Annotated in this window: 4 protein-coding genes; 2 read left to right on the forward strand and 2 right to left on the reverse strand. The window is 60.7% G+C overall.

The window, feature by feature from the left end; all coding sequences use genetic code 11:
- Positions 1–411: 411 nt before the first annotated feature.
- On the reverse strand, positions 412–3,906 hold the full coding sequence (gene dnaE, locus E4O92_RS11695) for a DNA polymerase III subunit alpha (protein WP_135189950.1): 3,495 nt from the start codon (positions 3,904–3,906) through the stop codon (positions 412–414).
- 167 nt (positions 3,907–4,073) lie between these two features.
- On the opposite strand from dnaE, the gene E4O92_RS11700 reads away from it, so the two are divergent.
- Positions 4,074–4,946: a sulfurtransferase gene (locus E4O92_RS11700; protein ID WP_135189951.1), complete on the forward strand. Its 873-nt coding sequence runs from the start codon at positions 4,074–4,076 to the stop codon at positions 4,944–4,946.
- Between the two features lie 80 nt (positions 4,947–5,026).
- On the opposite strand, the gene E4O92_RS11705 is transcribed toward E4O92_RS11700, so the two are convergent.
- Positions 5,027–5,644, reverse strand: coding sequence for a DUF4214 domain-containing protein (locus E4O92_RS11705; RefSeq protein WP_167759769.1), 618 nt, complete (start codon positions 5,642–5,644; stop codon positions 5,027–5,029).
- A gap of 414 nt (positions 5,645–6,058) precedes the next feature.
- Between E4O92_RS11705 and E4O92_RS11710 the strand changes: the two genes are divergently transcribed.
- Positions 6,059–6,976 (forward strand): FkbM family methyltransferase, encoded by a 918-nt coding sequence (locus E4O92_RS11710; RefSeq protein ID WP_135189953.1) that lies wholly within the window; start codon positions 6,059–6,061, stop codon positions 6,974–6,976.
- Positions 6,977–7,031: the final 55 nt, after the last annotated feature.

Consider the following 7,031-nt stretch of genomic DNA (forward strand, 5'->3'; position numbering starts at 1 on the left):
GGCGCCCCCCTTGGCGGGAACCCATGCTGAGCGTCATTTCACGCTGCCTATGGGGTCAACCCGTAGGGTGTGCAGCTTTGCTGCGCACGCGGTGCGAACTATGCACAGCCTTCGTCGCCACCGTCCCGGGGCCTGTTGGCTGAACCGCTGATGGTGTTCGCAATCCGCGTGCGCAGCAGAGCTGCACACCCTACGGGATGCGCTGCGGGTTGAAACGCCCACCCGGCGCTTCGTTCTCTGCGCGTTGTGTAGCTTGCAGAATTTAGTTAGCTCAAAAATCGTCGTTCCCGGGCAGGCGGGAACAGCGCCACTGGCGCTGTTCCCCCCATAGGCTGCGTGAAATGACACTCATCGCCTTCGCGGGAACGACGTGCTACTTTAGTAGGCTTTAATCAGGAAACGCGTCACGCATCAGTAGTCGACCGCCACGTCCTTGGCGCCCAGCGCCAGCTCGAGCTCTTGCTTGAGCGCGTCGGACGGCGCCACGCGCCAGCCGTCGCCCAGCTGCACCGTGCACGGCACGCCCTGCGGCTTGATGCGCAGGCTGACCGGCAGCCCGTCCTGCTGGCGGTACGGCTGCAGAATCTCGGCCAGCTTGGCCGGGTTCACGTCGCACGACAGGTCCATCTCCAGCTTGTGCCCGTAGTGGATGCGCGCAGCCGCGATGTCGTACACCTTCTCGGCCGTGATGCGCAGGCCGCCGTTGAAGCGGTCCTCCGACACCTTGCCCACCACGAGCAGGAAATCGTCTTCCTTGAAGATGTTTTTGTGCGCTTCGAACAGCTCGCTGTACACGGTCACCTCGACCACACCGGTCTTGTCGTCGAGCGCCACAATGAGGATCTTGCCGCGCTGGGTCAGCTGGGTGCGTACGCCGGTGATCACGCCGCACAGCATGCGCGGCTCGCGCGACGGTTCCAGATCCGACAGCTTGGTCTTGGTGAAGCGCCGTACTTCCGTGGCGTACGAGTCGAACATGTGGCCCGACAGGTAGTAGCCGAGCGCGATCTTCTCCTCGGCCAGCTTCTGGCGTTCGGTCCACGGCGTGGCCTTGACGTACTCGGGCGGGGCCACCAGGTCGGAATCGTCGCCGCCGAACAAGCTCACCTGGTTGGCCGATGCCGCTGCCTGGTCGGCGACCTCGATCGCGAAGCTGACCGACGCCAGCAGCACCGCGCGGTCCACGCCGAAGCAGTCCATGGCGCCGGAGCGGATCAGGGCCTCGATGGTGCGGCGGTTGATCTGCTTTTTGTCGACCCGTTTGCAGAAGTCGAACAGGTCCTTGAACTTGCCGCCCGATTCGCGCGCGGCGATGATCGCGTTGATCGCGTTTTCGCCCGAGCCCTTGACCCCGCCCAGGCCGTAGCGGATGTTGGTCACGCGCTTGCCGGTCACGGACGGCGGCGGACCTTCGGGCGTGAAGCGGAACTGCGACTCGTTGATGTCCGGCGGCAGAATGGTCAGTCCGCACACGTCGATCGAGTCCTCGACCAGGATCTTGATCTTGTCGGTGTCTTCCATCGCGAGCGACATGTTCGCTGCCATGAACGCGGCGGTGTGGTGCACCTTGAGGTACGCCGTGTGGTACGACAGCAGCGCGTACGCGGCGGCGTGCGACTTGTTAAAGCCGTAGCCCGCGAACTTTTCCATCAGGTCGAAGATCTCGTCGGCCTTCTCCTGGGTCAGGCCGCCCTTGGCCGCGCCTTCGCGGAAGATCAGGCGGTGCTCCGCCATCTCCTCCGGCTTTTTCTTGCCCATCGCGCGGCGCAGCATGTCCGCGCCGCCGAGCGAGTAGCCGCCGATGATCTGCGCCATCTGCATCACCTGCTCCTGGTAGACCATGATGCCGTAGGTCTCGGCCAGGATGCCCTCGGTGCGCGGATCGGGGTAGTCGAACTTTTCGCCGTGCTTGCGTTTGCAGAAGTCGGGAATCAGGTCCATCGGTCCCGGACGGTACAGCGCCACCAGCGCGATGATGTCCTCGAAGCGGTCGGGGCGCGCGTCCTTGAGCATGCCCTGCATGCCGCGCGATTCAAGCTGGAAGATCGCGACCGTCTTGGCGTCGGTCAGCAGCTTGTACGAGGCCTTGTCGGTGAGCGGCAGCCTGGCCAGGTCGAAGTCCTGTTCGGCCGGGTCGAGCGCCTTGATGTAGTTGACCGCTCGGTCGAGGATGGTCAGCGTGGTCAGGCCCAGGAAGTCGAACTTGACCAGGCCCACGGCCTCCACGTCGTCCTTGTCGTACTGCGACACCACGCCCGAGTCGCCACTCTGGGTATAAAGCGGGCAGAAATCGGTCAGCTTGCCGGGGGCGATCAGCACGCCGCCGGCGTGCATGCCGATGTTGCGGGTGATGCCCTCGACCTGCTGCGCCAGCTCGAGCAGCTGGCTGACTTCCTCCTCGTTCTCCTGGCGTTCCTTGAGCAGCGGTTCCTCTTCGATCGCCTCCGCGATCGAGACCTGCTTGCCGGGCTTGAACGGGATCAGCTTGGAGATGCCGTCGCAGAAGTTGTAGCCGAAGTCGAGCACGCGGCCCACGTCGCGGATCGCGCCCTTGGCCGCCATGGTGCCGAAGGTGGCGATCTGCGAGACCGCGTCGCGGCCGTACAGGTCCTTGACGTGCTGGATCACGAGTTCGCGCTTTTCCTGGCAAAAGTCGATGTCGAAGTCGGGCATCGAGACACGCTCAGGATTCAGGAAGCGTTCGAACAGCAGGTTGTAGCGCAGCGGATCGAGGTCGGTGATCTTCAGGCAGTATGCAACCAGCGAGCCGGCGCCCGAACCACGGCCCGGGCCAATCGGCACGCCGTTGTTCTTGCCCCACTGGATAAACTCCGCCACGATCAGGAAGTAGCCCGGGAACTTCATCTTGATGATCGTGTCGTTCTCGAACTGCAGGCGATCCTCGTAGCGGGCCCTAGCTTCCTCGCGCTTGACGGGGTCCGGGAACAGCTGTTCGAGGCGCTCCTCGAGGCCTTTTTTGGTCTCCGCCACCAGGTACTCGTCGATCGTCATGCCCGGGGTCGGGAAGTTCGGCAGCTGCGGTTTGCCCAGCGTGAGCGTGACATTGCAGCGCTTGGCGATTTCGACCGAGTTGGCCAGCGCGCCGGGCAGGTCCTTGAACAGCTCGGCCATCTCGGCCTGCGACTTGAAGCACATGTCCTCATTAAAGCGGCGCACGCGCTTGGCGTTGGCCAGCATCTCGCCTTCGGCGATGCACACGCGCGCCTCGTGCGCGATGAATTCGTCCTTGCGCAGGAACTGTACCGGGTGGGTGGCCACCACCGGCAGCCCCAGGCGCCCCGCCAGCGCCACCGACTGGCGCACCTGCTGCTCCTGGTTCGGCTGGCCGGCGCGCTGGATCTCGATGTAGAAGTGGCCGGGGAAGATCTGCGACCAGCGCTCGGCCAGGCGCTCGGCGTTTTCCAGGTCGCCGTTCTCGATCGCCATGCCGATGTCGCCGAAATGCGCACCCGACAGCACGATCAGCGCGTTCGCCTGCGGCACCTCCGGCTCCAGCGTCGACACGCTGGTGGCAAGCTGCTCCAGCCACTCCATGCGGATCTCGGCGCGGCCCTTGTACTGGTTGGTCAGCCAGGCTTTCGACAACAGGTCGCACAGCTGCAGGTAGCCGGTGCGGTTCTTTGCCAGGATCAGCACACGCGACGGCTTGTCGCGATTCTCGTCATTGGTGATCCAGGCGTCGACCCCGACCACCGGCTTGATGCCCTTGCCCCGCGCGGCCTTGTAAAACCGGACCATGCAGAACATGTTGGCGAGGTCAGTCACGGCGAGCGCCGGCTGGTTGTCCTTGAGCGCCGCGGCGACCAGGTCGTCCAGGCGAACCAGGCCGTCAACGATGGAATACTCGGTATGAACGCGCAGGTGGGTGAAGATCGGGGAAGTCATCCGGCAATTCTACATCGGAGCGCGGGTTCAGGGGGTTGTCCACAGGCATGTGTCAACCGCCGTGACGAGCGCGGATGCGACACTTGCACGCGCCAGAGCGGCCTTTGCCGATCCCAGCGGAGCCTGCTGCCTTATAATACTGCCCTATCTTTTTGCACCGCACTGCCATGTCCGTTCAAGTCAACATCGCCGCTTATAAATTCGTCACTCTCGACAACCTGGAAGAGATGCGCCCGCAGTACCAGGCCCTGTGCAACGAGCTCGGCCTGAAGGGCACCGTGCTGCTGACGCCGGAAGGCATCAACATGTTCGTCTCGGGCACGCGCGAGAACATCGACCAGTACCTGGGCTGGGTGACGAGCGATCCGCGCCTTGCCGACCTGCAGTGGAAGGAAAGTTTCTCGAACGAGCAGTCACACAAGCGCATGCTGGTGAAGATCAAGAAAGAAATCATCACGATGCGCATGCCGCTGATTAAGCCCGAACTGGGCCGCGCACCGGCGGTGGAAGCCAAAACGCTCAAGCGCTGGCTTGACCAGGGTGTTGATGACGACGGCGTGCCGGTCGTGATGATGGAAACGCGCAACGCGTTCGAGGTGGACGTCGGCACGTTCGACAACACGCTCGACTACCGGATCGAGAAATTCAGCGATTTTCCGGCCGAAGTGGCCAAGCACAAGGACGAGCTGCAAGGCAAGACGGTGGTGACCTTCTGCACCGGCGGCATCCGTTGCGAAAAGGCGGCGATTCACATGAAGGAAATCGGCTACGAGCGCGTGTACCAGCTCGAAGGCGGCATCCTGAGATACTTCGAGGAAGTCGGCGGCGAGCACTACACGGGTGATTGCTTCGTATTCGACTACCGCACCGCGCTCAATCCCAAGCTGGAGCCGACCGAAACCGTGCAATGCTTTGCCTGCCGCGCAGTGGTCACGCCGCGCCAGCAGCTCTCGCCGCAGTATGTGGTGGGCGAGTCGTGCCCGCATTGCTCCAGCGCGTCCAACAACGCCGAACCTGCCAGCATGCCGGCTGCCCGGTAACACCTGTTGCGCTGCCGGCGCGCCTGAAGGCTTGACGGGCACGCGCCCGCCCGGCTGGGCGAAACGCGGGCCCAATCGCATCAAACGCCGAGCGGCGGTGGATTGAAGTCCTGCACGCCGACCAGCTGTGCCATGCCCGGCGAAACTGCGGACATGCCGGCATCGCTGACGATCGTGCTGATGACCGAATCGATCACGCCCGGGTCCATCGCGTAGGCGGCCGAGGCCAGGTCCTTGATCGACGCGATGTAGTCCAGCGCGAGCTGGAACGCATGTTGGCCCATATACGCCTTTATCTCATTCGGCTGGTCCACGTGATCGGTAAACGAGGTTGCCGCCGCAACCTTCCCGTTAAAGACGATGCGGTCGGCCGTCTGGGCGCCGGCGGCGATTTCACTCGCCGCGGTTGCGATCGTAATGTCGCCCGAGTTCAGCGCACGGGTCCAGAAAGCCAGGCCTTCGGGATCGGGTTCACGGCTGAACAGGTTGTGGTACACGGTGGTGATCACCGCCTGGTTGTTCATGTTCGCGTACTTGCTCTGGTACTCTGGCGACTCCGAAAACTCTTGCGAAATCCGCTGGTACATATTGGGATTATTGATGAGCGCATTGTTCCAGAACTGCAGACCCTCGGGATCGGCCGGGCGGCTGAAATAGGTAACGTAAAGTTTCTGCAATTGCATAATGGTGTCTGCCATGATGATCTCCGTTCGAATTAAGTGTAAAAAATATACCGCAATCAGCAAAAAGATGGCGCAAGCGAACTGAAGCGTGCGCTCTGTAAGTGCTTGAAAGCAAAAAGATTTTTGCACTTCGGAAAGAGATGACCAGCGGCACCGGCCCCGCATGAAGGACGCCTTCCTCTGCGGGCGATACTTCAAGAAGACCTTTTTCAATTGTTAAATCGTCGGCTGCTTGCGATCGATTTGAAGATTGACTTCGCCCCTCCATCGCAGCGGGAAGAAACGCGCTCGACATATCCTTGCCGGAATCGGGCGGCCGACTATTGAAGCTCTTACCTTAAATTACAAATTACACTAAACTACGACGTGACTTAGTTTCCCAATAGCAGTGTTGACCAACGGCGTAACTTCAAACGGAGAAGTTTCTTGATGAGAATTTTGGACCACTTTCGAACTCGCCTGTCAGCGCCGCGCAACGAAGCCATCAGTCATGCCGTCGTTGAATCTCATGATGCGATCGAAGAGAAACCCGAACACTCGACAGGTTATGTGGTCACGAACATCGGGGGCAAGACGTACCGTATCGAATCAGACGACAATTACCTCGACCATATTCAGGGGACGTTTGAACCGGACATGGTTCGATTGTTCGATTCGCTGATCAAGCCCACAGACACGGTGCTCGATATCGGGGCAAATATCGGCTGCACTTCCATACTGTTCGGCAGCCGCGCAAAGAAAGTAGTCAGCTTTGAACCGTCGCCTTCCACCTTCCAGTTCCTGGCCAAGAACATCGAGGCCGCGGAGCTGAACAACGTTTTTCCCCAGAATGTCGGTCTGGGCAAGACCGCGGGGACATTCGAATTAACCTTCTCCACTAATAACAGATCGGGCGGTTTCGTCTCGAACAAGCTGCAAGCATCGGCGGGGCATCAGATCGAGGCCATCGAGGTTGTTCCGGGGGATTCATTCGTACGGCAAAATGGCATTGGAGAGATCGACTTCATCAAGATTGACGTCGAAGGGTTTGAGCAGGACGTGATTGAAGGTCTCCGCCAAACAATCTCGCAATACAAGCCGACGGTTACCCTGGAACTGAATCATTGGTGCTTGAATGTTTTCCAGCGCACTTCCGTTCCTGACTTCCTCGATTATCTGCGCAGCGTTTTTCCGTATCTATATGCGGTGGAATCGAACGACATTCGTAACCTGCACAATGTCGATGAGGCATACCACGTGATGTATTACCACGTCGTGGGCGGGTTCAAGTACCCCAACATCGTAGGAGCCCACCACGCATCGCAACTGGAAAAGTTCGGCGCGGATTTCGGGCGCAGCATCACCTGATTTCGTAACGTGAATCAACCGCATGTCGAAGGCGTGACTATGCCTCGCCGAAACA

It is taken from the genome of Massilia horti (genome assembly GCF_004614195.1).
Classification (GTDB): Bacteria; Pseudomonadota; Gammaproteobacteria; order Burkholderiales; family Burkholderiaceae_D; genus Telluria; species Telluria horti.

Coding starts and splice junctions, on each gene's coding strand:
- dnaE (WP_135189950.1), bottom strand. CDS start 3,906: ATGACTTCCCCGATCTTCACCCACCTGCGCGTTCATACCGAGTATTCC.
- E4O92_RS11700 (WP_135189951.1), top strand. CDS start 4,074: ATGTCCGTTCAAGTCAACATCGCCGCTTATAAATTCGTCACTCTCGAC.
- E4O92_RS11705 (WP_167759769.1), bottom strand. CDS start 5,644: ATGGCAGACACCATTATGCAATTGCAGAAACTTTACGTTACCTATTTC.
- E4O92_RS11710 (WP_135189953.1), top strand. CDS start 6,059: ATGAGAATTTTGGACCACTTTCGAACTCGCCTGTCAGCGCCGCGCAAC.